Source organism: Streptomyces sp. NPDC032822 (assembly GCF_055578825.1).
Map to the genome: position 1 here is coordinate 421,202 of NZ_JBVIOL010000006.1, position 24,062 is coordinate 445,263.

The 24,062-nt window shown below is 70.8% G+C and carries 20 protein-coding genes; 9 read left to right on the forward strand and 11 right to left on the reverse strand.

The genetic code is table 11. The annotated features are described in order from the left end of the window. The first annotated feature begins 62 nt into the window (after window positions 1-62). Window positions 63-1,181 (forward strand): phosphoserine transaminase, encoded by a 1,119-nt coding sequence (serC, locus tag ACZ5VD_RS19960; RefSeq protein ID WP_468549123.1) that lies wholly within the window; start codon window positions 63-65, stop codon window positions 1,179-1,181. 56 nt (window positions 1,182-1,237) lie between these two features. On the opposite strand, the gene ACZ5VD_RS19965 is transcribed toward serC, so the two are convergent. The 3 genes from ACZ5VD_RS19965 to ACZ5VD_RS19975 all read right to left on the reverse strand — a co-directional run bounded on the left by ACZ5VD_RS19965 (window position 1,238) and on the right by ACZ5VD_RS19975 (window position 4,822). Beyond that, entirely contained in the window at window positions 1,238-2,749 is a 1,512-nt protein-coding gene (locus tag ACZ5VD_RS19965) for a cellulase family glycosylhydrolase (RefSeq protein ID WP_468682823.1), read from the reverse strand. 220 nt (window positions 2,750-2,969) lie between these two features. Then, window positions 2,970-3,809 carry an ABC transporter permease gene (locus ACZ5VD_RS19970; RefSeq protein ID WP_468549125.1) on the reverse strand — a complete coding sequence of 280 codons (840 nt, stop codon included), beginning with the start codon at window positions 3,807-3,809 and terminating at the stop codon, window positions 2,970-2,972. Then, complete coding sequence (locus ACZ5VD_RS19975) at window positions 3,806-4,822, reverse strand: ATP-binding cassette domain-containing protein (RefSeq protein WP_468682824.1); 1,017 nt, start codon at window positions 4,820-4,822, stop codon at window positions 3,806-3,808. Before ACZ5VD_RS19975 ends, ACZ5VD_RS19970 begins: the two co-directional genes overlap by 4 nt. A 109-nt stretch (window positions 4,823-4,931) precedes the next feature. On the opposite strand from ACZ5VD_RS19975, the gene ACZ5VD_RS19980 reads away from it, so the two are divergent. Beyond that, window positions 4,932-5,705, forward strand: a complete 774-nt coding sequence (locus ACZ5VD_RS19980; RefSeq protein WP_468682825.1) for a TetR/AcrR family transcriptional regulator — start codon at window positions 4,932-4,934, stop codon at window positions 5,703-5,705. A 9-nt stretch (window positions 5,706-5,714) separates the two neighbouring features. Here ACZ5VD_RS19980 and ACZ5VD_RS19985 read toward each other — a convergent pair whose 3' ends face one another. After that, entirely contained in the window at window positions 5,715-6,716 is a 1,002-nt protein-coding gene (locus ACZ5VD_RS19985; protein WP_468682826.1) for a WD40 repeat domain-containing protein, read from the reverse strand. A gap of 142 nt (window positions 6,717-6,858) precedes the next feature. Between ACZ5VD_RS19985 and ACZ5VD_RS19990 the strand changes: the two genes are divergently transcribed. Beyond that, complete coding sequence (locus tag ACZ5VD_RS19990) at window positions 6,859-7,536, forward strand: SGNH/GDSL hydrolase family protein (protein WP_468682827.1); 678 nt, start codon at window positions 6,859-6,861, stop codon at window positions 7,534-7,536. Between the two features lie 57 nt (window positions 7,537-7,593). Continuing rightward, complete coding sequence (locus ACZ5VD_RS19995) at window positions 7,594-8,586, forward strand: aldo/keto reductase (protein WP_468549130.1); 993 nt, start codon at window positions 7,594-7,596, stop codon at window positions 8,584-8,586. 335 nt (window positions 8,587-8,921) lie between these two features. On the opposite strand, the gene thpR is transcribed toward ACZ5VD_RS19995, so the two are convergent. Continuing rightward, window positions 8,922-9,494, reverse strand: a complete 573-nt coding sequence (gene thpR, locus ACZ5VD_RS20000) for an RNA 2',3'-cyclic phosphodiesterase (protein ID WP_468549131.1) — start codon at window positions 9,492-9,494, stop codon at window positions 8,922-8,924. Window positions 9,495-9,719: 225 nt separating this feature from the next. On the opposite strand from thpR, the gene ACZ5VD_RS20005 reads away from it, so the two are divergent. Then, window positions 9,720-10,238, forward strand: a complete 519-nt coding sequence (locus tag ACZ5VD_RS20005; RefSeq protein WP_468549132.1) for a GNAT family N-acetyltransferase — start codon at window positions 9,720-9,722, stop codon at window positions 10,236-10,238. Between the two features lie 617 nt (window positions 10,239-10,855). Here ACZ5VD_RS20005 and ACZ5VD_RS20010 read toward each other — a convergent pair. Both ACZ5VD_RS20010 and ACZ5VD_RS20015 read right to left on the reverse strand, forming a co-directional pair. Then, window positions 10,856-12,205, reverse strand: a complete 1,350-nt coding sequence (locus tag ACZ5VD_RS20010) for an MFS transporter (RefSeq protein WP_468682828.1) — start codon at window positions 12,203-12,205, stop codon at window positions 10,856-10,858. Window positions 12,206-12,229: 24 nt separating this feature from the next. Next, entirely contained in the window at window positions 12,230-12,667 is a 438-nt protein-coding gene (locus ACZ5VD_RS20015; protein ID WP_057608571.1) for a MarR family winged helix-turn-helix transcriptional regulator, read from the reverse strand. A gap of 211 nt (window positions 12,668-12,878) precedes the next feature. On the opposite strand from ACZ5VD_RS20015, the gene ACZ5VD_RS20020 reads away from it, so the two are divergent. Next, entirely contained in the window at window positions 12,879-13,067 is a 189-nt protein-coding gene (locus ACZ5VD_RS20020; protein ID WP_266448357.1) for a ribbon-helix-helix protein, CopG family, read from the forward strand. Window positions 13,068-13,098: 31 nt separating this feature from the next. Here ACZ5VD_RS20020 and ACZ5VD_RS20025 read toward each other — a convergent pair whose 3' ends face one another. Beyond that, a complete protein-coding gene (locus ACZ5VD_RS20025; protein WP_468549134.1) occupies window positions 13,099-14,517 on the reverse strand; it encodes an NCS2 family permease in 1,419 nt (472 codons plus the stop codon). 150 nt (window positions 14,518-14,667) lie between these two features. Here ACZ5VD_RS20025 and ACZ5VD_RS20030 point away from each other — a divergent pair, with 150 nt between their 5' ends. Together ACZ5VD_RS20030 and ACZ5VD_RS20035 are read left to right on the forward strand one after the other, a co-directional pair. Beyond that, window positions 14,668-14,940, forward strand: coding sequence for a DUF2530 domain-containing protein (locus ACZ5VD_RS20030; RefSeq protein WP_468682829.1), 273 nt, complete (start codon window positions 14,668-14,670; stop codon window positions 14,938-14,940). A gap of 678 nt (window positions 14,941-15,618) precedes the next feature. Next, a complete protein-coding gene (locus ACZ5VD_RS20035; RefSeq protein WP_468682830.1) occupies window positions 15,619-18,012 on the forward strand; it encodes an HAD-IC family P-type ATPase in 2,394 nt (797 codons plus the stop codon). 15 nt (window positions 18,013-18,027) lie between these two features. On the opposite strand, the gene ACZ5VD_RS20040 is transcribed toward ACZ5VD_RS20035, so the two are convergent. Continuing rightward, window positions 18,028-18,879, reverse strand: coding sequence for a hypothetical protein (locus ACZ5VD_RS20040; RefSeq protein ID WP_468682831.1), 852 nt, complete (start codon window positions 18,877-18,879; stop codon window positions 18,028-18,030). A gap of 197 nt (window positions 18,880-19,076) precedes the next feature. Beyond that, complete coding sequence (locus tag ACZ5VD_RS20045; RefSeq protein ID WP_468682832.1) at window positions 19,077-20,006, reverse strand: hypothetical protein; 930 nt, start codon at window positions 20,004-20,006, stop codon at window positions 19,077-19,079. Window positions 20,007-20,265: 259 nt separating this feature from the next. Here ACZ5VD_RS20045 and ACZ5VD_RS20050 point away from each other — a divergent pair, with 259 nt between their 5' ends. Continuing rightward, the gene (locus ACZ5VD_RS20050; RefSeq protein ID WP_468682833.1) at window positions 20,266-20,622 is read left to right on the forward strand and encodes a DUF6086 family protein; all 357 of its coding nucleotides are present in this window, start codon (window positions 20,266-20,268) and stop codon (window positions 20,620-20,622) included. 78 nt (window positions 20,623-20,700) lie between these two features. Here the strand turns inward: ACZ5VD_RS20050 and ACZ5VD_RS20055 are convergent, their stop codons facing one another. Beyond that, entirely contained in the window at window positions 20,701-23,850 is a 3,150-nt protein-coding gene (locus tag ACZ5VD_RS20055) for a sacsin N-terminal ATP-binding-like domain-containing protein (RefSeq protein WP_468549140.1), read from the reverse strand. Window positions 23,851-24,062 lie beyond the last annotated feature (212 nt).

Genomic DNA, 24,062 nt, shown 5'->3' on the forward strand with positions numbered 1-24,062 from the left:
AAGTCGTCTCATCGAACGGACACGTTTCCGCGTGATTTCGCCGGGGGGATAGGCTCCGGCTCGTGGCTGAGATCCAGATTCCTGCTGACATCAAGCCCGCCGACGGTCGATTCGGCGCGGGCCCCTCCAAGGTGCGGGTGGAGGCGCTGGACGCCCTGGCCGCCACCGGGACCTCCCTCCTCGGTACCTCCCACCGCCAGGCCCCGGTCAAGAACCTGGTCGGCAAGGTGCGCGAGGGCATCTCCGACCTGTTCCAGCTCCCCGAGGGCTACGAGGTGGTCCTCGGCAACGGCGGCTCCACCGCCTTCTGGGACGTGGCGACGCACGGCCTGATCGAGAACAGGTCGCAGCACCTCACGTTCGGTGAGTTCTCGTCGAAGTTCGCGAAGGCCGCGAAGCTCGCGCCCTGGCTGGCCGAGCCCACCGTGATCACGAGCGACCCCGGCACCCACCCGGACCCGGTCGCCGAGGCGGGCGTCGACGCGTACGCCTTCACCCACAACGAGACGTCCACCGGTGTCGCCGCGCCCGTCCAGCGCGTGGCCGGTGCCGACGCGGGCTCGCTCGTCCTCGTGGACGCCACCTCCGGCGCCGGCGGCCTCCCGGTCGACATCGCCGAGACGGACGTCTACTACTTCGCCCCGCAGAAGTCCTTCGCCTCCGACGGCGGCCTGTGGATCGGCGTGTTCTCCCCGGCCGCGATCGAGCGCGCCGAGCGCGTCCACGCGTCCGGCCGCCACATCCCGGAGTTCTTCAGCCTCCCCACGGCGATCGACAACTCCCGCAAGAACCAGACGTACAACACCCCGGCCCTCGCCACCCTGTTCCTCCTCGGCGACCAGCTGGAGTGGATCAACGGCCAGGGCGGCCTCGCCTTCTCCACGGGCCGTACGAAGGACTCCTCGACCCGCCTCTACAGCTGGGCGGAGGAGAGCAAGTACGCGACCCCGTTCGTCACGGACGCCACCAAGCGCTCCCAGGTCATCGGCACCATCGACTTCGCCGACGAGATCGACGCCGCCGCGGTCGCCAAGGTCCTGCGCGCCAACGGCATCGTCGACACCGAGCCCTACCGCAAGCTCGGCCGCAACCAGCTCCGCGTCGCCATGTTCCCGGCCATCGACCCGGCGGACGTCGAGGCGCTGACGAAGTGCATCGACTACGTGATCGAGAAGCTCTGACCTTTTCGGTACGACGACAAGGGCGCCCCGCGAAGTACCGCGGGGCGCCCTTCGTCTCATGTCGCCGTGCAGCTCACCGTCGGCGCACCTCCGCCCCCGGGTGCGCCCCCGAAGCCGAAGCTCGCCGAACCTCCCACCGCGACCGTCCCGTTGTGCGCGGCGTTGGTGGCGGTCACGGTCGGGCCGCCCTGGGTGTACGACGCGTTCCACATCGACGTGACCTTCTGGGAGCCGGGCCAGGTCCAGGTCACCTTCCAGGACTTGAGGGCGGTGGTCCCCGAGTTGGTGACCTTCACCTCGGCGTTGAAGCCGCCGCCCCAGTCGCTGCTGACGGCGTACGCGGCGGTGCAGGCGGCCGTGCCTCCCCCGGGGTCGGTGGGATCGGTCGGACCGCCTCCGCCCGCCGGGAACCCCGGCGCCTTGACGCTCGCCAGATAGCCGTCCTTCACCGTGTCCACCGTCTGCCAGTCGTCCTTGAGGATCCCGCCGGTGTCACCGGAGTTGGGGTTCCAGGACCAGAAGGTCCAGTGGAAGGAGTCGGCGCCGTACGTGGAGGTCGAGCGCAGGTACGTCACCAGGGCCGCCAGCCATTTCTGGTCGACCGTCGACGTCAGTGTCGTACCGAACTCGCCGACCCACACCGGCGCGATGTTCTGCTTGAAGATGTAGCCCCAGTACTTGTCCCAGATCCCCGGCATGTTGGCGGGGAAGGCCGGGTCGCTGAACCAGCTCTGCTGGGCCACGCTGGTGGCGTAGTCATGGGCGGAGTACACGACCCGGTTCGCCACCGAGAGTTGGACCGGGTACTGCGCGACACCCATCAGGTTGCCGCCCCACCAGCCGGAGACGCCGTTGAAGGTCTGCACGCCCTCGACGAAGATCAGCAGGTTCGGGTTGACGGAGAGCACCGCGTTGCCGGCCCGCTGGGCGGCCAGCCGCCAGTCCGTCGCGGTGTCGCCGCAGCCCCAACAGGCCGGGTCATGGGGCTCGTTGTGCAGGTCGATGCCGATGACGGTGTCCTGGCCCTGGTAGCGGGTCGCCAGCGCCTTCAGATTCGCGATCCACGTCGACTCCGGGACCGCCGCCGTGTACCAGAGCGCCGACTGGCCCGCCGCGTCCGGCCGGTGCCGGTCGAGGATGACCTTCAGGCCGTCCCGGCCGGCGTGCGCGACGATCTTGTCGAGGATGCCGAGGGAGCCGAGTCCTTGCAGGTCGGCGTTCTTGCCGCCGGAGAAGTCGATGCTGTTGGGGACGGTGGAGCTCTTGAAGATGTCGTCGCTGAACGGGATGCGGATGGTGTTGTAGCCGAGCGACTTCATCTGGTCGATCATGCTCTTGTAGTCGCGGGACCAGAGGCCGTGGGGTGCGTAGTTGGCGGTCTCGAAGCCGAACCAGTTGATGCCGGCGACCCGGACCGGCTGGCCGGCCGCGTCGAGGAGCTGGCGGCCGTTGGTGTGCCAGTAGCCGGCGCCGGGCTCCGCCGCGTGGGCCGTCTGTGCGGCGGCCCCCAGCGGTAACAGGATCGCGGCCGCCACCGCGCACAGCGCTCTTCGCAAGCTGCGGAACATTCGCTGCTTCCTCTCGGGAGGCGCGGGCCCGGAACGGATGGGAGCGCTCCCATCCCCGCACCCCCCATGGAAGACACGTCACATGGACACGTCAATAGAGCCGACGTCACTTGTACGGCGGCCGACCCCCGTAGGCGCGGGGCCGACTCCCGTAGGCCGGTGACCGACTCCGCGGGCCGGCCTCCCGCTCACGGAGGCCGGCCCTCTCGCGGAGCGGCCGTCACCGGCTCAGTTTGCGGAACCTCCGTACCGCCAGCGGCAGGAAGATCGCCGTGAGCACCACCGGCCACACCCCGGCCATCAGCAGTGCGTGCTGCTCCACCCAGGAGCCCCCGCCCCCGACCGGCGTCCCGAAGAGTTCGCGGGTGGCCGCGGCCGTGGAGGAGATCGGGTTCCAGGCGGCGACATGGCCCAGCCAGTCGGGCATCAGCTGGGGCGCGACGAAGATGCTGGAGATCATGGTGAGCGGGAAGGCGACCGCGAACAGCCCGCCCGCCGCCTCCGGGTTGGGCACCAGCAGCCCGAGCCACACGCCGATCCAGATCAGCGCGAACCGCAGCCACAACAGCAGCCCGAAGGCGGCGAGGAAGCCCCAACCTCCGTCCGGCCGCCAGCCCATGGCGAACGCGGTGGCCATCATGATCCCCAACTCCGCGCAGGCGACCAGCAGATCGGTCACCCCGCGTCCGGCGACCACGGCGGACGAGGCCATCGGCATGGAGCGGAAGCGGTCGATGACTCCCCTGGTGGAGTCGTAGACCACGACGGTGGCGGTGTTGATGAAGCCGAACGCCATCGTCATCACGAACATCCCGGGCATCAGGAAGTCCTTGTAGTCCCCGCCGCCGGGTACCCGCATGGCGCTGCCGAAGACATAGCCGTAGAGCAGGACGGAGAGGATCGGGAAGCCCAACTGCCAGGCGATGTTGACCGGTTGGCGCTGGTAGTGGGTGAGCCCGCGGCGGACGATGTTCCAGCAGTCCGCGAGGGCCCAGTACACCCGGCCACGGCTGTCCTGGTTGGTCGAGCCGTCCCGGCCGGTCAGATCGACGGCGCTCATACGGCTGCCTCCTTCGTTCCCGATACGTCGGTGCCCGAGCCGGCGCCGGCACCCATGCCCGTGCCCGCGTCCGTACGGTGACCGGTCAGGCTCAGGAACACGTCGTCGAGGCTCGGCCTGCGCAGCCCGATGTCCTCGACGCGGACGCCCTCGTCCTGGAGCGTCCGGGCCACCTCGGTCAGCGCCGACACCCGGTCGGTCACGGAGGCGTGCACCCGCAACCCCTCCTCGTCCGCCTCGGGTTCGCCGTCGCAGACCCGGGCGACGACCTTGACCACCCGCGCGATCTCCGCCCGTTCGGCGACCACGACCTCGATCCGGTCGCCGCCGATCCGGTTCTTCAGTCCGTCCGGGGTGTCGTCGGCGATGGCCCGGCCGTGGTCGATGACGGTGATGCGGGAGGCCAGCTTGTCGGCCTCCTCCAGATACTGCGTGGTCAGCAGCACGGTCGTACCGCTCACCACCAACGCCCGGACGGAGTCCCAGACTTCGCCCCGGCCGCGCGGGTCGAGGCCGGTCGTCGGCTCGTCGAGGAACAGGACGGCCGGCGTGAGGATCATCGACGCGGCGAGGTCGAGGCGGCGCCGCATGCCGCCGCTGTAGGCGCCGACACCCTTGTCACCGGCGTCGGCCAGGTCGAACTGTTCCAGCAGCTCGACGGCCCTCGTCCTGGCCCGCTTTCCGCCCAGATGGAACAGCCGGCCGAACATCTCCAGGTTCTGCCGGCCGGTGAGCACCTCGTCCACCGCCGCGTACTGCCCGGTGAGCCCGATCCGGGCGCGCACCTCGCGCGGCCGGCGGGCCACGTCGAGTCCGGCCACCGTCGCGTGCCCGCCGTCCATCCGCAGCAGCGTGGACAGGATGCGGACGGCGGTGGTCTTGCCCGCGCCGTTCGGCCCCAGCAGACCGTGGACGGTGCCCTCACGGACGGCCAGGTCGAAGCCGTCGAGCGCGCGTTTCTCGCCGTAGCGCTTCTCCAGGGCCTCCGCCCGCACCGCGTATCCGTCGCTCATGGGTCCCCCTTCTCCCTCTTCCTTCTCCTTCTTCCCTTAATTGAGTACACCGTACCCGATTACGCGTACGCCGTACCCAGTTTTTCCCGGAGGACCTAAGCTGACCCTCATGACGAGCGGCAAGGGCAGCGGTACGGAGACCAGCGGCAGCGGCGACATCGCCCGCACGCTCAGCCTGTTGTGGGACACCGGGAAACGCCCCAGCCGCGGCCCCAAACCGGCCCTGACCCTGGACCGGGTCGTGGAGACGGCCGTCCGGATCGCGGACGCCGACGGCCTGGAGGCGGTGTCCATGCGCCGGATCGCCACCGAACTCGGCACCGGCACCATGTCCCTGTACCGGTACGTCCCCGGCAAGGCCGAACTCCTCGACCTGATGCTGGACCGCGTCCAGCGCCCCTCAGAGAACCCCGCCGACCTCGGCGACGGCGGCTGGCGCTCCGCCCTTGAGGCGCTGGGCCGCGCCACCCTCGCCCTCTACCGCGGCCACCCCTGGCTGCTCCAGGTCAACCAGTCCCGCCCGCTGCTCGGCCCGAGCGCCCTCGACGGCATGGAGAAGGTGCTGAGCCGGATCAAGCCGATGGGGCTGAGCGACCCCGAACTGGTCTCGGCGATCATCCTGATCGACGGCTATGTCGTCGGCGCCGCGCGCACCCAGGTGCACCAGCAGGAGGTGGAGCGCCGGACGGGCCTGACGGACGCGGAGTTCTGGCAGGCGCAGGCACCGACGCTGGAGAAGATCATGCTGTCGGGCCGCTATCCCGTGCTGGCCTCGCTCTCCGAGGACACCTTCGGCCCCGACTTCGACCACTTCGAGTTCGGGCTGCAGCGGATCCTCGACGGCCTCGACGTCCTGGTGTCACAGCGCCACGCGGCACCGTGACCCGGGGGCCTATCCGCGGCGCCGCAGCCGCCGGAACCCCAGCAGGGCGGCGAGGACGACCGCCACGGCGAGCGCGCCGACCTTGACGTTCGCACCGGATCCGGCGCCGGCACCTCCCCCATCGGCGGCGGCCGAACTTCCGTTCTCCGAGGGCGACTTGGAGCCGTCCTCACCCGGTGCGTCCTGCGGCTCCACGGAACTGTCGGCCCCTTCGGCGCCGTACATGAGCGTCGACCCGTCGGCGGTGTAGGTGACGGACTCGCCCTGCCCCAGGAACGGCACGCCGAGCCGCTCCCGCCGCTTGATCTCCCCGCCGTTCCAGTCGTACGCGAGGGATCCGAAGTAGCTGCGTACGACCAGCACTCGGCCGTCGGGCGACAGGGTGGCGTCGGTGGCCTCCAGATCGGCGACGGGCGCGAGGGGCTTGAAGACGTTCGTCCCGGAGGCGGAGAGTTCGGCCGGGCCCTCGTACAGGTGCCCGCCCTTCTCGTTCTTGTCGACGATGTAGACGCGTCCGGTCTTGGGATGCACGACCAGGGACTCCGCGTCGCGCGCCCCGTCCGCGTACTTCACGACGTACTGCGTGGCCCGCAGACTCTGGTCCTTCAGCGTCTTCGGCTCGGGCAGCCGGTAGATCCAGACGTGGTCCCACGTCCCGCCGAGGTTGTCGCCGATGTCGCCGACGTAGATCTCGTTGTCCGGTCCGATGGAGATGGCCTCGACGTCACGGGGCCGGCCGACGCCGGTCATGGTGATCGTGGCGACCGTCTTCCCCGTCGCGCTGTCGACGGCGTACAGGTAGGCCCCGTCGTCGCTGTCGTTGTGCGTCCAGTAGACGCCGGGGTGTTGGCGGGACGCGGCCAGTCCGCTCGACTCGGTGATCCGGGGGTCCGTGATGGTGAACCCCTCGTCACCGTCGGCGGCGACCGCGGGCACGGCGAGCACACCGAACACGCCGAGAAGAGGCCCGACGAGAAGACCGGCGGCCAGGAATGCTGGGGAGCGACGCATGGCCCCAAGCCTGCCATCCCGGCCGTCGGGAGAGGCCGCGTGGTGGCCGACATGAGGACATGTGAGGGACGACCGGGGCCGCGTGGTGGGCTTCACACGGCTTCGTACCCCGCCACCCCGCGAGATCGTCCATCATGAGCGGATGCTCAGGATCATGCCGGTCGGCGACTCGATGACCATCGGAAGCGCCGGTGAACACACCTGGCGCTACCGGATGTGGCACCACCTGTGCACGACGTACGGCGGCCCGTTCACGCTGGTCGGCCCGCGCGAGACGCTCCACGACAAGGTGGCCGACGCCCCCACCTCGTACGCCTACGCCGACCCCGACTTCCCGCGCGCCCACCTCGCCGGCTGGGGCGAGGGCTGGCAGCACATGGCCCCGCTGATCGGCGAGGCGGTGCGGAGCTGCCGGGCGGACGTCCTCCTGGTCTCGCTCGGCCTCATCGACCTCGGCTTCTACACGAACGCCGAGCAGACCGCGGAGAACGTCCGCGCCTTCGTCGCCGAGGCCCGCGCCGCCGGGCCGCGGGTCCGAATGGTCCTGCTGCCGGTCATCCCGAACGTCCGCGCGGACACGGACGCGGACTTCGCCGCCCAGGTGACCTCCTTCAACGAACTCCTCGCGAAGGCGGTCGCCGACCTCGACGAACCCCGCTCGCCGCTCCTGCTGGCATCGCTGCCGTCGTCGTACGACATCAACACCGACACCTACGACGGCACGCACCCGAACACGAGCGGCGAGCACCGGATCGCGGCGGCCTTCGCCGACGCGCTGCACCAGGGCTGGGACCTGGGCGGGCCCTACGCCGCCGGCTGACCGGAAACCCGGCCCGCTCTTGCCTTGAGCGCACTCCAAGTCGTTGGCTGGTGAACCATGAAGTACACGCAGCTCGGACGCACGGGACTCAAGGTCAGCCGACTGGTGCTCGGCACCATGAACTTCGGTCCGCAGACCGACGAAGCGGACAGCCACGCGATCATGGACGCGGCGCTGGACGCGGGGATCAACTTCTTCGACACGGCCAACGTCTACGGCTGGGGCGAGGACAAGGGCCGCACGGAATCCATCATCGGGAACTGGTTCGCCAAGGGCGGCGAGCGCCGCGACAAGGTCGTCCTCGCCACCAAGGTCTACGGCAACATGGCCGGCGGCGGCCCCTCCTGGCCCAACCACGACAAGCTGTCCGCCCTCAACATCCGGCGGGCCGTGGACGCCTCGCTGCAGCGGCTCCAGACCGACTACATCGACGTCTACCAGTTCCACCACGTCGACCGCGCCACTCCCTTCGAGGAGATCTGGCAGGCGATCGACACCCTCGTCCAGCAGGGCAAGATCCTGTACGTCGGGTCCTCCAACTTCCCCGGCTACAAGATCGCCCAGGCCAACGAGATCGCCGCCCGGCGCGGCGGCACCATCGGCCTGGTCAGCGAGCAGTGCCTCTACAACCTCGCCGAGCGCCGCGCCGAGATGGAGGTCATCCCGGCCGCGCAGGAGTACGGCCTCGGGGTCATCCCCTGGTCGCCGCTCCAGGGCGGACTGCTCGGCGGGGTCATCAAGAAGGAGGTCAAGGGCGGCCGCCGCGCCTCCGGCCGGGTCGCCGACACCCTCGCCAACCCCTCCTCCCGCGCCCAGATCCAGGCGTACGAGGACCTGCTCGACAAGCACGGCATCGAACCCGGCGAGGCCGCCCTGGCCTGGCTCCTCACCCGCCCCGGCGTGACCGGCCCGATCGTCGGCCCCCGCACCGCCGAGCAACTCCACTCCGCCCTGCGCGCGGTGGAGCTGGAGCTGAGCGAGGAAGTACTGACCGGCCTCGACGAGATCTTCCCCGGCCCGGGCCCCTCCCCGGAGGCCTTCGCCTGGTGATCGGCGCGGTGTAGGTGGGCTCGCCCGACCAGGTGGACAAGAGGTGGTCCGCGGCGCCCGCACGGACGCGCTCGGCTGTGTGCCTCACCCGTCATCCAAGCGAGTCGGGTGGTGGGTGAGCACAGGCCGGGGCCGGCCCCACACCCCACGCACACGGCCTAGCCGTAGGTGAGGGGCGGCACGTCCATGGACGGCCGGTGGCACGGCCGTAGGAGACCGGCGGGTCGGCTACGGGTTACCTGCCGACCGCCGCCGCCACCGCCACCACGACGAACATCAGCACGAGCGCACCGGCCATGATCCGGTTCCTGGTTTTCGGGTCCACGCGGTCGAGCCTAACCGGCCGCGCCGAGAGGGCGGCGGGCGACCACCTCGTAGCGCGGCTGCTCGCCCGGGACTCCCGACACCGGCAGGTTGCTGCGGACGAGGACCAGCTCGTCGACCGTCCAGGTGCGGCTGGTGAAGGGGGCGAGGGCCTCCAGGTACGGCCGTACGTCCACGTCGTCCCGGCTGCGGGCCACCGTGAGGTGGGGCGTGTACCTGCGGTGCTCCCCCGTCGGCAGGCCGGCTTTGCGCGCCGACGACTCCGCCCGGTCGGCCAGCAGCCGCAGCGTGTGCAGGTCGCCCTCCGCGCCCGCCCACAGGGCCCGCCCCTTGCCGAACTGCCCACCGCCGCGCACCGCCAGCGGGAAACGCGCGGTGCGGTGGGCGGCCCGCTCCAGCCGCGCCGACAGGTCCGGGACCAGCTCGTCGGCCACCTCGCCGTAGAACGCGAGCGTGTAGTGCCAGCCGGGCCGGCCGGTCCAGCGCAGGGTGTCCGCGCCGGGCAGGGCACGCAACTCCTCGACCTGGGCGGCGAGTTCGGCGGCCACGTCCTCGGGCGGCAGTACGGCGGCGAAGAGTCTCATGCACGTCACCCTTCCAGACCCGTCCGGCCCCTTCCAGGGAACGGATCGGCCGGCGGGCGGACGCGGCGGCCCGGCCGGGGGTCGCGAGACGCGGACGGGTCCACGAGGGCACGCCACCATCGGGACGCCACCTCCGGGGTACCGATGCCCCGGTGGGCCGCGCTTCCTCGTCGGGGCCGTCAAAAGGCCCTGGAGCGCGCGCGGTTGGGCCCCTAGGGTGCCGTCATGGAGATCACCATCAGAGAAGGCGGACCCGACGACATGCCCGCGATCCTCGGCATGCTCGACAGCAGCGTCGAGTGGCTGGTCGCGCAGGGTCGCCCCGGGCAGTGGGGGACGGAGCCCTTGTCCGGCAGGCCGAAGACGGTGGAGTCGGTCGTCCGGTACATGGACGAGGGCAGCGTGTTCATCGCCGAGGCCGACGGTGTACCGGCCGCCACCCTCACCCTCACCGGCTCCCCCGGCGCCTATCTGTCCCACCTCCCGTCGCCCGGCGAGCCCGAGCGCTACATCCACTGGCTCGCCTCCGACCGCCGCTTCAAGGGGCACGGCGTGGGCAGCGCGCTACTCGCGCACGCCGCCGAGGAGACCCGGCGGGCGGGCGTCGCCCTGCTACGGGTGGACTGCTACGCGGGCGACGACGGCAAGCTCGTCCGCTACTACGAGAGCAACGGCTTCGTCCGCACGGAGACATACACGGCGTCGAACGACTGGCCGGGACAGGTACTGGCCCGGAGGGTGTGAACACACCCCCGGGCACTCGGGTGGACCGGACCCCCGGGGAATCCGGGGCCCCGAGCCGACCCCACCCTCGGGCGGGCCGGGCCCCGGGCCGGTCCGGGACCTCCGGCTGGTCGGACCCACGGGTGGGTCTGGGCCCCCGGGCCGGTCGGACCCCTCGGCCTGTCCAGGATCTCCGGCCGGTCGAACCCCCGGGGAGTCCGGGCTCCCGAGCCGATCCCAGCCTGAGGCGGGCCAGGCCCCCGGGCCGGCCGAACCCCGGGGCCGGTCCGGGACCTCCGGCCGGTCGAACCCCCGGGGAATCCGGGACCCCGAGCCGATCCCACTCTCGGGCGGGCCCTCGGCCGGTCGAACCCCGGGCGGGCCGGGACCCCAAGCCGATCGGACCTCCAGACCGGTCCGGGACCCGAGCCGGTCGGACCCCGGGCGGGCCGGACCCTGGGCCGGCCGGACCCCGAGCCGATCCCACCCCCGGGACCCCAAGCCGGTCGGACCTCCAGACGGGTCCGGGACCACAAGCCGACCGAACCCCAAGCCGACCGGACCCCGGGCGGGCCGAGCCCCGGGCCGATCGCGCCCCCGGGCCGGTCGGACCGACGGCCTCTTCCGTCCGGCTCGGTTCAGGCCGCCGCGGCCAGTTGGTCCCGCTCCCGGGGGACGAACCGCACCTGCGGATGGCCGCGGTGCCAGCCGACCGAGAGCCTCAAGTTGCCGACGCGTGCCAGGACCAGGCCGATCGTCACGGCGGCGGCGGCCGAGACGACGCCGCCCGCTGCCAGGCCCGCCCGGACGCCGTACGCGTCGGTGATCCAGCCGGCGATCGGCGCGCCGATGGGGGCGCCGCCCATGAACACCATCATGTAGAGGGCCATCACCCGGCCCCGCATGGCCGGGTCGGTGCTCATCTGGACGCTGCTGTTGGCGGTGACGTTGACCGTCATGCCGAACATGCCGATCGGGGCCATGAGTAGGGCGAACAGCCACAAGGAGGGGGCCATGGAGGCCACGATCTCCATCACGCCGAAGGCCACCGCGCCCGCGACCAGCACCCGCATCCGGGCGGTGCCGCGCCGGGCCGCGAGCAGGGCGCCCGCGAGGGAGCCGACCGCCATCAGCGTGTTGAAGAGGCTGTAGGAGCCCGCGCCCGCGTGGAAGACGTCGTCGGCGAAGGCCGAGAGGTAGACGGGGAAGTTGAAGCCGAAGGTGCTGACGAATCCGACCAGGACGATCGTCCAGATCAGATCGGGACGCCCGGCGACGTACTGCAGCCCCTCCCTCAACTGCCCCTTGCCGCGCGGGGCCCGCTCGACGGCGTGCAGATCGCGCGAGCGCATCAGCAGCAGGCCGACGAGGGGGGCGACGAAGGACAGGCCGTTCATGAGGAACGCCCAGCCGGTGCCGACGCCGGTGATCATCACGCCGGCCACGGCGGGGCCGACCAACCGGGCCGACTGGAAGTTGGCGGAGTTGAGGCTGACCGCGTTCTGCAGCTGGTCGGGGCCGACCATCTCGGAGACGAAGGTCTGCCGGGCCGGGTTGTCGACGACGGTCGCCAGGCCCACGGCGAAGGCGGCGACGTAGACGTGCCAGACCTGGACGTGGCCGGAGAGCGTGAGGACGGCGAGCGCGATGCCGGTGAGGGCCATCGAGGACTGGGTGAACAGCAGCGTGGGGCGCTTGGGCAGGCGGTCGACGAGGACGCCGCCGTAGAGGCCGAAGAGCAGCATCGGCAGGAACTGCAGTGCCGTCGTCACGCCGACGGCGGTGGCGGAGCCGGTGAGGCTGAGGACCAGCCAGTCCTGGGCGATGCGCTGCATCCAGGTGCCGATGTTGGAGACGACCTGGCCCATGAAGAACAGGCGGTAGTTCCTGACCTTCAGGGAGCTGAACATGGACGAGCGTCGAGGGGTGGGTGGAGAGTCGTGGGTGGTCGGTGCGGGGGCGGAGTCTGCTCCGGATCCCGTACTCAAACGGATTCGCCTCCTCGTTGCGGCTTAAAGGTGTGCGAGCTTCTCCAGCACGGGGGCGGCAGCGCGCAGTTTCGCCCACTCGTCCTCGTCCAGGCCGTCGACCAGGGTGGCCAGGAAGGCGTTCCGCTTGGCGCGGCTCTCCGCGAGCATGGCCTCGGCCTGCTCGGTCTTCGTGACGACCTTCTGGCGCCGGTCTTCGGGGTGCGGCTCCAGACGGACCAGGCCCTTGGCTTCCAGCAGTGCCACGATGCGGGTCATCGACGGCGGCTGGACGTGCTCCTTGCGGGCGAGTTCGCCCGGGGTGGCCTTGCCACAGAGGGACAGGGTGCCGAGCACCGACATCTCGGTCGGGCTCAGCGACTCGTCGACCCGTTGGTGCTTGAGCCGACGGGACAACCGCATCACGGCGGAGCGCAGGGAGTTCACGGCGGCTACGTCGTCGCCATGGGTAAGGTCCGGCATCTCTTTAGCGTAACTCATTACTCTCGCTAAACAAGCTGGCGCGCACGAAGATTCCCGTGAGGCGGACCACTGGGGCCACTGAGACAGGGGGGAGGCAGGGGACTCCAGCGGTCCGAGGGGCGTCTCGGGCGTCTCCGTTAAACACATCATCACCCGTACGAGTGAGTCGACAGCCGAAAGTGAACGCTGCCCGGACTCGCCCGCGACCCTCGTGTTCATGGGGACCAGCGTGCTCAGCCTGCGGATAGACGGGGAGCTGCTCGAACGGCTCCGGGACCATGCGGCGAAAAGGGGAATGAGCGTCCAGGACTACGTGGTCCGGACGCTCGTTCGCGACGACTTCGACGAGCGGTTCCAGTCCGCCGTCGAGGAGACGGAGAAGTTCTACGGGGTCCCGTGAGCGCGCGGCTCACGGGAGCGTCGGCGGTGGATCAGGTCAGTCCCAGCGCCGGCATCAGGTAGTAGAAGCCGAAGACCGCGGCGACGACGTACATGGCCACCGGGATCTCGCGCCCGCGCCCGGCGGCCAGCCGCAGCACCACGAAGGTGATGAAGCCCATGCCGATGCCGTTGGTGATGGAGTAGGTGAACGGCATCATCACCATCGTGACGAAGGCCGGGATCGCGAGGGTGTGGTCGGCCCAGTCGATCTCCTTGACCGAGCCGGCCAGGATCAGGAAGCCGACCGCGAGCAGGGCCGGGGTGGCCGCCTGGGACGGGACCATCGTGGCGACGGGGGTCAGGAACAGCGCTACGGCGAAGAGCGCGCCGGTGACGACGTTGGCGAACCCGGTACGCGCGCCCTCTCCCACACCGGCGGTGGACTCGACGAAGCAGGTGGTGGCGGAGGAGGAACTGGCCCCGCCGGCGGCGACCGCGATGCCGTCCACGAACAGGACCTTGTTGATGCCGGGCATCTGGCCGTGGGCGTCGGTGAGGCCGGCCTCGTCGCTGACGCCCATGATCGTGCCCATCGCGTCGAAGAAGCACGACAGCAGCACGGTGAAGACGAAGAGGATGCCGGTCAGAACGCCGACCTTGGCGAAGCCGCCGAAGAGGCTGACCTCGCCGATGAGGCCGAAGTCGGGGGTGGCGACGGGGTTGCCGGGCCACTTGGGCGTGGTCAGACCCCAGGAGGGGATGTCCGCGACCGCGTTGACGACCACCGCGAGGACGGTCATGGCGACGATCGAGATGAGGATCGCGCCGGAGACCTTGCGGACGATGAGGGCCAGGGTCAGCAGGGTGCCGAGGACGAAGACGAGGACCGGCCAGCCGTTGAGGTGACCGTCGCCGCCGAGCTGGAGCGGGACGGTGGTCTGGGCGGCGTCCGGGATGCGGGAGACGAAGCCGGAGTCGACGAGGCCGATCAGCATGATGAACAGGCCGATACCGATGGCGATGGCCTTGCGCAGGCCGTACGGCACGGCGTTCATGACCCGCTCCCGCAGGCCGGTGGCGACCAGCAGCATCACGATGAACCCCGCCAGGACGACCATCCCCATGGCGTCCGGCCAGGACATCCGGGGCGCGAGCTGGAGGGCGACAACCGAGTTCACACCGAGTCCGGCGGCGAGCGCGATCGGCACGTTGCCGACGATGCCCATCAGCAGGGTGGTGAACGCGGCGGTCACGGCGGTGGCGGTGACCAACTGGCCGTTGTCCAGCTGGTGTCCGTACATGTCCTTCGCGCTGCCGAGGATGATCGGGTTCAGCACGATGATGTAGGCCATCGCGAAGAAGGTGGCGAAACCGCCCCGGATCTCCCGGGGCAGCGTGCTGCCGCGCTCGGAGATACGGAAGTAGCGATCGAGCGCACCGGAGGCCTTGGTGGGGGCCGATGTGGACATGCGGAACCTCGTCACCAGCGGCTTTCCCCCAGGCGCCTTGGCGTTTCGTACGAAGAGAAGTGGTCAGTTAGCAAACGGTTTCAGTATGAACATATGACCACGTCGACGCCATCTCCGCGCGTAGACCTGATCGCCTCGTAAGCTGTCCCCATGCAGAAGTGGACCCCCGAGCACGAGGCGCCCGAGCCCCTGGAGGGCCCCGTCGTCCCCACCGTCATCGGCGGCACGATCCTCTGGCTCGTCCTCTTCCTGGTCCAGCTCCCCTTCTACGGCTGGTTCGACGACCACGGCCACACCTGGTGGATCTGGACCTGCCTCGCCGGCGGCGGCCTCGGCTTCATCGGCATCTGGTACGTCCGCAAGCGCGAAGCGGCGATCAACCGAGCGGCAACGCCCCCGGCGGAACCCAACCCGGCCGAATAAAGCCCCCCCGGCCCCAACCCACTGGGGGCTCCGCCCCCAGACCCCCGACCTATGCCCACCCGCCACCCGACTCGGTCGGACGAATGGTGAGCCCCCCTCCACCCGCCCGGCATCCAGTTGCCCAGGCCCCACCCCGTCCAAGGCAGCGACGGCCATCCCCACCCACCCATCTACTGGGCGCACCGACTCATGCAGCCCCGCCCCCCTCCAGCCCGTCCGGCGTCTGAGGACGAGGCCCCTTCAAGGCCGAAGCGGGGCCCGGGGCGGCAGCCCCAGCGGGGTACGGGGCAGAGCCCCGCGAGGGGTGCAGAGGACGCAGTCCCCGCCCGGATGCAGGGACGGAGCCCTGCGAGGCCGTCCCGGCGCCCAGGCACCCGCGAGGGGTGCAGGGGACACAGTCCCCGCCGGGGTGCAGGAGCGGAGCCCCTGGATGGGGGCGAAGGGGCGGAGCCCCTGGGGATGGGAAGGGAAAGGGCGGCGGGGGCGAGGGAGGCTTCCGTGGGGCGCAGACGGCGTCACGCGTCGCCACCCCCGTCCCCAACGGCCGGCCCCGTCCCACCCCACGGCCGGCCCCTGTAGTACCACGGCACCATTCACCCCCACCCACCCTCCTCCCCAGGTCGGATCTTCCGCCCACTCGGCGGGTGAAGCCGTAAATCCGCACGTACCGTCGAGTGCATGACGCATATCGACGCGGGCGCGGAGGTCGACCCCGCGCACCCGACGCCGGTTCCGGACGTGCCGACGGGACTGACCGCCGCCGAAGTCGCGGAGCGAGTCACCCGCGGCCAGGTCAACGACGTCCCGCTCCGCAGCAGCCGCTCCCTGACCGAGATCGTCCGCGCGAACGTCTTCACCCGGTTCAACGCGATCATCGGCGTGCTCTGGGTGATCATGCTGGCCGTCGCGCCGATCCAGGACAGCCTGTTCGGCTTCGTGATCCTCGCCAACACGGGCATCGGCATCATCCAGGAGTGGCGCGCGAAGAAGACCCTGGACTCGCTGGCGGTGATCGGGGAGGCCCGGCCGACCGTACGGCGGGACGGGATCGCGGCGCAGGTCGGCACCTCCGAGATCGTGCTGGACGACCTGATCGAGATCGGCCCGGGCGACAAGGCCGTGGTCGACGGGGTGTGTGTCGAGGCCGACGGGCTGGAGATCGACGAGTCGCTGCTCACCGGCGAGGCCGACCCCGTCGTGAAGCGGCCGGGCGACGAGGTCATGTCGGGCAGCTTCGTCGTCGCGGGCGGTGGCGCCTTCCGGGCGACCAAGGTCGGCCGCGAGGCGTACGCCGCCCAACTCGCCGAGGAGGCGTCCCGGTTCACGCTGGTCCACTCCGAGCTGCGTTCCGGTATCTCCACCATCCTCAAGTACGTGACGTGGATGATGGTCCCGACCGCGATCGGCCTGATCATCAGCCAGTTGTTCGTCAAGGACAACGACCTCAAGGACTCCATCGCGCGCACCGTCGGCGGCATCGTCCCGATGGTCCCGGAGGGCCTCGTTCTCCTCACCTCCGTCGCCTTCGCGATCGGCGTCATCCGACTTGGCCGGAAACAGTGCCTGGTTCAGGAGCTTCCCGCCATCGAGGGCCTCGCCCGCGTCGACACGGTCTGTCTCGACAAGACGGGCACCCTCACCGAGGGCGGCATGGACGTCACCGGCCTCAGGCCGCTCCAGGGCGCCGAGGAGACGTACGTACGCAAGGTGCTCGGCGCGCTCGGTGAGTCGGACCCGCGCCCGAACGCGTCCCTCCAGGCGATCATCGACGCCTACCCGGACGTAGAGGACTGGCGCTGCACCGAGTCCCTCCCCTTCTCCTCGGCCCGCAAGTACAGCGGGGCCGCCTTCAGCGAGGGCGACGGCGAGTCGAGCACCTGGCTCCTGGGCGCCCCGGACGTGCTCCTCGCGCCCGAGGACCCGGCCCTCGCCGAGACCGAGCGGCTCAACGAACAGGGGCTGCGGGTACTGCTGTTGGCGCGGGCCGTCCGTGATCTGGACGATCCCGAGGTGGCCCGGGGCGCCAGGCCCACCGCGCTGGTCGTCCTGGAGCAGCGGCTGCGGCCGGACGCGGCCGACACCCTGCGCTACTTCGCCGAGCAGGACGTCCGCGCCAAGGTCATCTCCGGGGACAACGCGGTGTCGGTGGGCGCGGTGGCGTCGAAGCTGGGTCTCACCGGCACCACCATCGACGCCCGTCGGCTCCCCGCCGACCAGGACGGCATGGCCGAAGCGCTGGACGAGGGCACGGTGTTCGGGCGGGTCACCCCGCAGCAGAAGCGGGACATGGTGGGCGCGTTGCAGTCGCGCGGGCACACGGTCGCGATGACCGGCGACGGCGTGAACGACGTTCTGGCCCTGAAGGACGCCGACATCGGGGTGGCGATGGGCTCCGGGTCGGAGGCGACCCGGGCGGTCGCGCAGATCGTGCTGCTCAACAACAGCTTCGCGACGCTGCCTTCGGTGGTCGCGGAGGGCCGTCGGGTCATCGGCAACATCACCCGGGTGGCGACGCTCTTCCTGGTGAAGACGGTCTACTCGGTACTGCTGGCCGTCCTGGTGGTGTGCTGGCAGGTCGAATACCCGTTCCTGCCCCGCCACTTGACCCTGCTGTCCACCCTCACCATCGGCATCCCGGCCTTCTTCCTCGCCCTGGCCCCCAACAAGGAGCGGGCGAAGCCGCACTTCGTACGGCGGGTGATGCGGTACTCGATCCCGGGCGGTGTGGTGGCCGCGACGGCGACCTTCGTCAGCTACCTGATCGCCCGTCACCACTACTCGGGGGAAGGGGCGTTGGACGCGGAGACCAGTGCCGCGACCCTGACGCTGTTCCTGGTCTCGATGTGGGTGCTGGCGATCATCGCCCGTCCCTACACCTGGTGGCGCCTCGCGCTGGTGGCGACGATGGGCGCCGCGTTCCTGCTGGTCCTGGTGGTGCCGTGGCTGCAGGACTTCTTCGCGCTGAAGTTGGTCGGCGTGACGATGCCGTGGATCGCGGTCGGCATCGCGGCGGTGGCGGCGGTCGCCCTGGAGGTGCTGTGGAGGGTGGTCGACCGCCGCTTCCCCGCGTGAGCGGAACTCTTCGGGTTACTTCACGTCGACGTAGTCCCCGGTGGCGCTGACCGAGGAGGTCGTCGTGGTGCCCGCGAAGGTGAAGCGGTAGTACCCGTCGGCCTTGGCGGTGGTCGTGGTCTTCAGGGCGCCCGTCGAGGACGACTTGATGCCCTTGACGTTGGTGTAGGCGGTGGTGCCCTTCTTACGGAACTGCAGCGTGACCGACTGGGTCGCGTAGCCGGCGTACTTGTTGGTGTCCCAGTTGGCGCGGGTCAGCTTGCCGGTGACCGTGAGGGTCTTGCCCTTCTTCACGGGCTCGGGGGTGGCGTTGACCGTCAGCTTGGCCTGGCGCAGGACCTTGACGCTGCCCAGGTCGCCCTGGGTCTTCTGGTCGTCGTCGCTGGTTACGGCGAGGCCGCCCGCGTGCCAGGTGCCGGCGTCGGAGCTCGCCAGGTCACCCTCGCCCGCGTAGATCTTGATGACGCCCTTGCAGGAGAGGACAGTCGTCGAGGTGGCGGTGCAGGTCGCCGGGTCCTCGCTGATGAGGACGTTGGTCGCGGTGTCGAACGAGGAGCCCTTGTAGATGAGCGGGCCGTTGGCGAAGTGGTCGGAGCCGGTGTCCAGGTCGGCGGCGTGGGTCAGGGTGTAGGTGACCGGGACGCTGACGGTGCTGGTGGCGCCGGCGACGATGGCCTTGCCGTTGTTGACCTTCATGTGGGAGAAGGTGACGTCCAGGTCCGCGGCGGCGGACGTGGCCCCGTCGGCGGTGACAGCGTTGAACGCGGCCTTGCCGGACGGCTCGTCGGCGGCCTGCGCGGCCGGCACGACGAGGGCGGAGAGGGCCAGGGCGCCGGTGACGGCGGCCACGGTGGCACGAATACGCATGTGCGTTCCCCAGGGGGAGAAGTGAGCGAGGAGTCTGTTGACTCACGCGGTGAGATCCGCGACGGGTGGGGTGGGTTGTACGGGCGGAGCGGGATTTTGTCCGCGCGTGGACAACGTTTGGCACCCTCGTGGCAAAGCGGAACGCCGGCACCCGGAAGCCCGGGAGCCGGCGTTCGGTACTGCTGTCGCTCGGGCTGCTACTTCACGTCGATGAAGTCACCGGCCGCCGTGGCGGGCGCGGTGCTCGTGATGCCCGCGTACGTGTAGCGGTAGTAACCGTCGGTGGAGGCCTTGACGGTCGTCTTCAGCGCACCGCCCGCGGTCGTCTTGATGCCCTTGACGTTGGTGTAGTTGGTGGTGCCCTTCTTGCGGAACTGCAGCGTGACCGACTGGCCGGCGGGGAGACCGACGTACTTGCCGGTGTTCCAGCTGGCGCGGGTCAGCTTGCCCGTGACGGTGATGGTCTTGCCCTTCTTCACCGGCTCCGGTGCGGCGTTGACCGTCAGCTTGGAGTAGCGCTGGAGCTTGGTGCTGCCGAGGCCGTCCTGCTCGACGTAGCCGACCTTGTCCCAGTCGACGTTGTCGGAGTCGAGGTCCTGGTCGTTGGCGTCGATGGCGTAGCCGCCGACCTTCCAGGCGCCGGCGAGGGAGTCGATCAGCTCGAAGTCCGGGTAGACGTCGATGGTGCCCTTGCAGGTGGCGGTGGTGGACGAGGTCGACGTGCAGGTCGGCCAGTCGTCCCCGTAGAGCACGTAGTCGGGCGTCGCGTAGGAGGCACCGCGGTAGATCTCGACGTCCATCAGGAAGTCGGACGCGTTGAGGTCGATGTCCTCCGCGTGCGTGACCTTGTAGGTCACCGGGACGGTCACCTGGTTGGTGGTGCCCGCGACGATCGGCTTACCGTTGTTGATCTTCACGCCGGAGAAGGACAGGTCGAGCGCGTACGGGGTCCCCGTGTCCGCGGCGGCGAAGGCGCTCTTGCCGGACGCCGACTGAGCGGCCTGAACGGCCTTCTGGACATCGGCCTTGCTGTACGACGGGCTGTTGTCGGCCTGCGCGGCCGGAACAGCGAGGGCGGAGAGGGCCAGGGCGCCGGAGACGGCGGCCACGGTGGCACGAATACGCATGCGATCCCCACGTGGAGAAAGGGGCCCCGACGGTGGTCGTCCCCCACGGCACATACGGCACGTTGGGGCCCAAGTGATCAGAGAGTCTGTTGACTCAGGTGATCAGATTCACGAGATGTGCGAATGGTTGTACGTCAGGTGCGAAATTTGTGCGAGACATTCCAAGATCGGCTCCACGGTCCCTCCCGGGTCACGGGAGTGCCCCGGGCCTCGACCTCGGACTTGCCCTCGACCTCGGCCTCGGACTGGAGACCACAGCTTGAGTCACCCCTTCGAGCACGGCGACGAGACCCTCTGGGACGCGGGCTGCCACAGCGGACAGCTGTACGCCTCCCTGGCCCGGGGCACAGCCGGGTTCCTTGACGTGCCGTCCGGTCTGACACCTACCCGCGAGGGTGGCTGCGAGGTTGATCCGGAGGCGTTCCCGGCCTTCGTCGCACGGCTGTACAAGCTCTACGCCTCTACTCACAACGACGTCCTGCACGGTCTCGCGGACGGACTGCTGGTCACCTCGCTCGTTCTTGTGGAGCGGGTGGGTGGCGCGATCGCCCTCCGTCCCGAGCACGAGGCGTTCCTCAGGGAACGGATGACGGCCCTCGCGCGCTCCATGGCGTAGCCCCGGCCGGGAGCGACGGGGACTTCCTGCCAGGACGGGCGCCCCCGATGGCACCGGGGACGCCCTCGTGCAGGAGGCTCAGTCGAACCAGCGATCCCGCGCCAACTCCCCGGTCCGAGAGGGGTCCTCCAGCAGCGCCGCCACCTCGAAGCGGCGGGGCCACTGGCCGGCCGCCCAGGCGAGACCGGCGGCGACGCCTTCCAGGGTGGCGGCGTGGAGGACGCCGTCGGGTGTCAGGCGCCAGTCGAGTTCGACGTCGTTGAGGACGAGTTCGTCGTGCTCCATGTAGGTGGAGGGGGTCTGCGGGCCGAGGAGGACCCGTACCGGCTCGGGTACGTCGTGTTCGGCGCCCCCGGAGTCGATGTCGCCGGTGACGGACTCGCTCAGGCGCCGCACCTGGAACAGTTCGGCCAGTTCGGCGGCGCGTGCGGGCCGGACCGGGAGCAGGGGGACGCCCTCGGTGAAGGGGAGCAGGTCGGGTGAGTCGACGACCATGGCCTCGCCGGCGTCCACGACCTCGACCCGTCCGTCGACGACGGCCCGCAGTTCGTCGGGCAGGGTCACCTGCTCGGGGTCCAGGTCCGCCAACGCGCTGTAGAGGGCGTGAAGTTGGGTGCCGGTGACGTCCCGGTCCGGGTCGGCGAGCCGGTCGAGGAGTTCGGCGGCACCGCCCGGCTCGTCGAGGAGCGCGGCCACCGACGTCCGTACACCCAGCGCCCGCAGCACCTGCTCGTCGTCGAAGCCGGTCGCGTCGGCCTCGTCGTAGAGTCCGCGCAGCAGCGGGTCGCCGCCGGCGGCGAGCAGGCCGGCCGGGCGGCGGCCGTCGAGCACCGGGTTTCCGCGCAACCACCAGGCGGTGTACGGCCGTACGACCTCGTGGGTGCCGTCCGGCAGCAGGATGCGCAACGGCTGGACGAGTGCGTCACGCAGCGGCGGCTTGGACAGGAGCGCGAGGGCCGCCGGCCACTTGTCGTCGTCGACGAGGTCGAGGTCGCGGACGGCGACCAGTTCGGTGGCGACGGGCGGTACGGGGGTGTCGGGGAAGCGGTCGAGGATGTCCTCGCACCACACGTCGACGGCGTCGAGCACCCCGGCGTCGTCGGGCTCGGCGAAGTCCCCGTCGCGGGGCTCCAGTTCGTCCGGGTCGAGGACCACGTCGGTGGCGCGGACCAGGATGAAGTTCGCCAGGACGCCACAGGCGGCGAGTGGCTGCTCACCCCATCTGTCGGCCAACTCGGAGTCGATGGAGGCGAGTTCGTCCTCGCGCATGACCTGGTGGAACGGGCTGCCGGGCAGGACGAGTTCGCCGGCCGGGGACAGTTCGCCGTCCTCGTCGGGAAGGGCGAGGGCAGCGAGCCAGGGCTCGTCACCGGGTTCCAGACCGGCGTCCCGCACCAACGCGAGGACCGTGTCGGCGAGTTCCTCGGCGTCGGGCGTCTCCTGCTCCCAGTCGAGTCCGCCCTCGTCGTCGAGGGAGGCGGCGACGGCGGCCCTGACCTGCGGGGTCGTCAGTACCGCGCGCGGGGTCGCGGGCAGGGCGCCGAGCTTCTCCAGCAGCGGGTGGGCGGCGTCCGGGTGGGCGACCTTGAGGCCGAGCCGGGCGAGGACCTCAGGGTCGGCGGAGGACGCGGCGTCGGCGGTGGGGAGCAGCACCTGCCGGGGCCCGATCGTCGTCCGCCCGTCGGCCAACGGCACGGGCAGCCCGGACAGCCGGTCCGGGTCGACGCCGGCGAGGCTGTCGTACAGCCGCCACCACCACCCGGGCTCCTTCTCCAGCCCGGCCAGCCGGTCCACGGCGTCGGCCAGCGGAACCCGGGCGACGCCCAACGTGCGGAGTTCCACGCGGCGTTCGAGCCCGGCGGGGAGAAGGGTGGGCAGCACCTCGGCGAGCACACGGACGGTGTCGGCGCCGGCGCCCTCGACCACCTCGGCGTCACGGGGCCGCAGGGTCTCGGGAAGGTCGTCGCCCTCCTCCCCCTCTGCTTCCGCCCCCTCCTGGCCGGTGGCTTCGAGGGCGGGCGGCAGGAAGGACGTCCGGGGCAGCCGGTCGAGGATCGCCTGCCGCAGCACCCCGTCCAGCTCGCCCTTGCCCAGCGGGCCGGGTACGAGCGCGATGATGCCGACGCTCACCGGCCGCCAGGCGGCGAGGAGTTCGGTGTAGGCGTCCGCCGCGCGCTGCACGACGAAGTCGGTCAGCGGGCCCGGGGCCGCCCGCCGCCGGGTGGTGTCCAGCGGGAAGGACGCGATGAGCAGCGCGGGCACGCCGAGGGGTTCGTCGCTGGGCGTGGGGGCGTGCACGAAGGGTGTGGTGCGGGGCCGGGCGGGCGTGCCGTCGTCGTCCACCGGCACGGCCCAGGTGACCGACCAGTGCGGTCGCAGCCGCTCCTCGACGGGCCGGTCGGCGAGCAGGTCCGCGGTGAGCGGCCCGTTCGAAGCGGCCGTACGCCAGCGGGTCGTACCGTCCCGCGAGTCCTCTACGACGGTGAAGACGTCGTCGGTGCGGCGGCGCAGCGTACGGGTCTCACCTTGCGCTGTCTCGATCACGACCTCTTCGAGACCGGGCAGGGCGAGGAGGAGGGCGTCGTCCACGGCGGCCAGCAGGCGTTCGGCGAGGTCGGCGGCGGCCGGGTCGCGCAGCGGCAGGATGACGGCCGTGTCGTACGGGTCGGGGGCGGTGCCCTCGGCGGCGAACGGCAGCCGGAGCAGCGGCACGTGCCCGTCCCGCCGGCGCACCTCGTCACCCAGCCCCGGGCTGTGCCGGGCGACGTCGGCGGCCAGTTCCCGGGCCTCGGCGAGGGACCAGCGGACCCCGCCGTGCCGGCCGACGACCGCGGGCTCGTCGGTGACGGAGAGAACGGCGGCGAAACCCACGCCGAAGCGGCCGATGGAGGGGGTGTCGCGTTTGGCGGAGGCACGGAGGGTGGCCAGGGACTCGACCCCGGCCGCGTCGAGAGGGGCGCCGGTGTTGGCGGCGACGAGAACGCCGTCGCGGAGTGTGAGCCGGAGCCGGCCGGGCACGCCCGCCCGTGCCGCGGCGTCGGCGGCGTTCTGGGCGAGCTCGACGACGAGCCGGTCCCGGTACCCACCGAGGACGAGATCCTCCTCGGCGTTGGCGTCTTCGCGGAAGCGGGCGGGGCTGGTGGCCCAGGCGTCGAGCACGCCGCGGCGCAGACGGGCCGTGCCGAAGGGGTCCGCACCCTCGGCCGCAGGCCGCACGAACTTACTCACGTTGACTCTCCTCATCGGCGTGACGATGAAGGTACCGCTCGGCGCGACACCCCGTGCGCCCCGCCCGGCCGCCCCCACGCCACCGACACACCGGCCCCCCGGAACTCTGAGAAGTGACAAGGTTTGGCCCGGAACCGCATTGCGGGTGCAATGCGTCAATTGATACAGATGATCGAGTCGACGATGTCTGGGAGTAACGGGGGGCGAGGGGC

Excerpts from the sequence above, each read along its gene's own strand:
- ACZ5VD_RS20015 (WP_057608571.1), bottom strand. The coding sequence starts at position 12,667 with ATGCCGGACCTTACCCATGGCGACGACGTAGCCGCCGTGAACTCCCTG.
- thpR (WP_468549131.1), bottom strand. The coding sequence starts at position 9,494 with ATGAGACTCTTCGCCGCCGTACTGCCGCCCGAGGACGTGGCCGCCGAA.
- ACZ5VD_RS19970 (WP_468549125.1), bottom strand. The coding sequence starts at position 3,809 with ATGAGCGCCGTCGATCTGACCGGCCGGGACGGCTCGACCAACCAGGAC.
- ACZ5VD_RS20030 (WP_468682829.1), top strand. The coding sequence starts at position 14,668 with ATGCAGAAGTGGACCCCCGAGCACGAGGCGCCCGAGCCCCTGGAGGGC.
- ACZ5VD_RS19995 (WP_468549130.1), top strand. The coding sequence starts at position 7,594 with ATGAAGTACACGCAGCTCGGACGCACGGGACTCAAGGTCAGCCGACTG.
- ACZ5VD_RS20045 (WP_468682832.1), bottom strand. The coding sequence starts at position 20,006 with ATGCGTATTCGTGCCACCGTGGCCGCCGTCTCCGGCGCCCTGGCCCTC.
- ACZ5VD_RS19980 (WP_468682825.1), top strand. The coding sequence starts at position 4,932 with ATGACGAGCGGCAAGGGCAGCGGTACGGAGACCAGCGGCAGCGGCGAC.
- ACZ5VD_RS19965 (WP_468682823.1), bottom strand. The coding sequence starts at position 2,749 with ATGTTCCGCAGCTTGCGAAGAGCGCTGTGCGCGGTGGCGGCCGCGATC.
- ACZ5VD_RS20005 (WP_468549132.1), top strand. The coding sequence starts at position 9,720 with ATGGAGATCACCATCAGAGAAGGCGGACCCGACGACATGCCCGCGATC.
- ACZ5VD_RS20025 (WP_468549134.1), bottom strand. The coding sequence starts at position 14,517 with ATGTCCACATCGGCCCCCACCAAGGCCTCCGGTGCGCTCGATCGCTAC.
- ACZ5VD_RS20035 (WP_468682830.1), top strand. The coding sequence starts at position 15,619 with ATGACGCATATCGACGCGGGCGCGGAGGTCGACCCCGCGCACCCGACG.
- ACZ5VD_RS19990 (WP_468682827.1), top strand. The coding sequence starts at position 6,859 with ATGCTCAGGATCATGCCGGTCGGCGACTCGATGACCATCGGAAGCGCC.
- ACZ5VD_RS19985 (WP_468682826.1), bottom strand. The coding sequence starts at position 6,716 with ATGCGTCGCTCCCCAGCATTCCTGGCCGCCGGTCTTCTCGTCGGGCCT.
- ACZ5VD_RS20040 (WP_468682831.1), bottom strand. The coding sequence starts at position 18,879 with ATGCGTATTCGTGCCACCGTGGCCGCCGTCACCGGCGCCCTGGCCCTC.
- ACZ5VD_RS19975 (WP_468682824.1), bottom strand. The coding sequence starts at position 4,822 with ATGAGCGACGGATACGCGGTGCGGGCGGAGGCCCTGGAGAAGCGCTAC.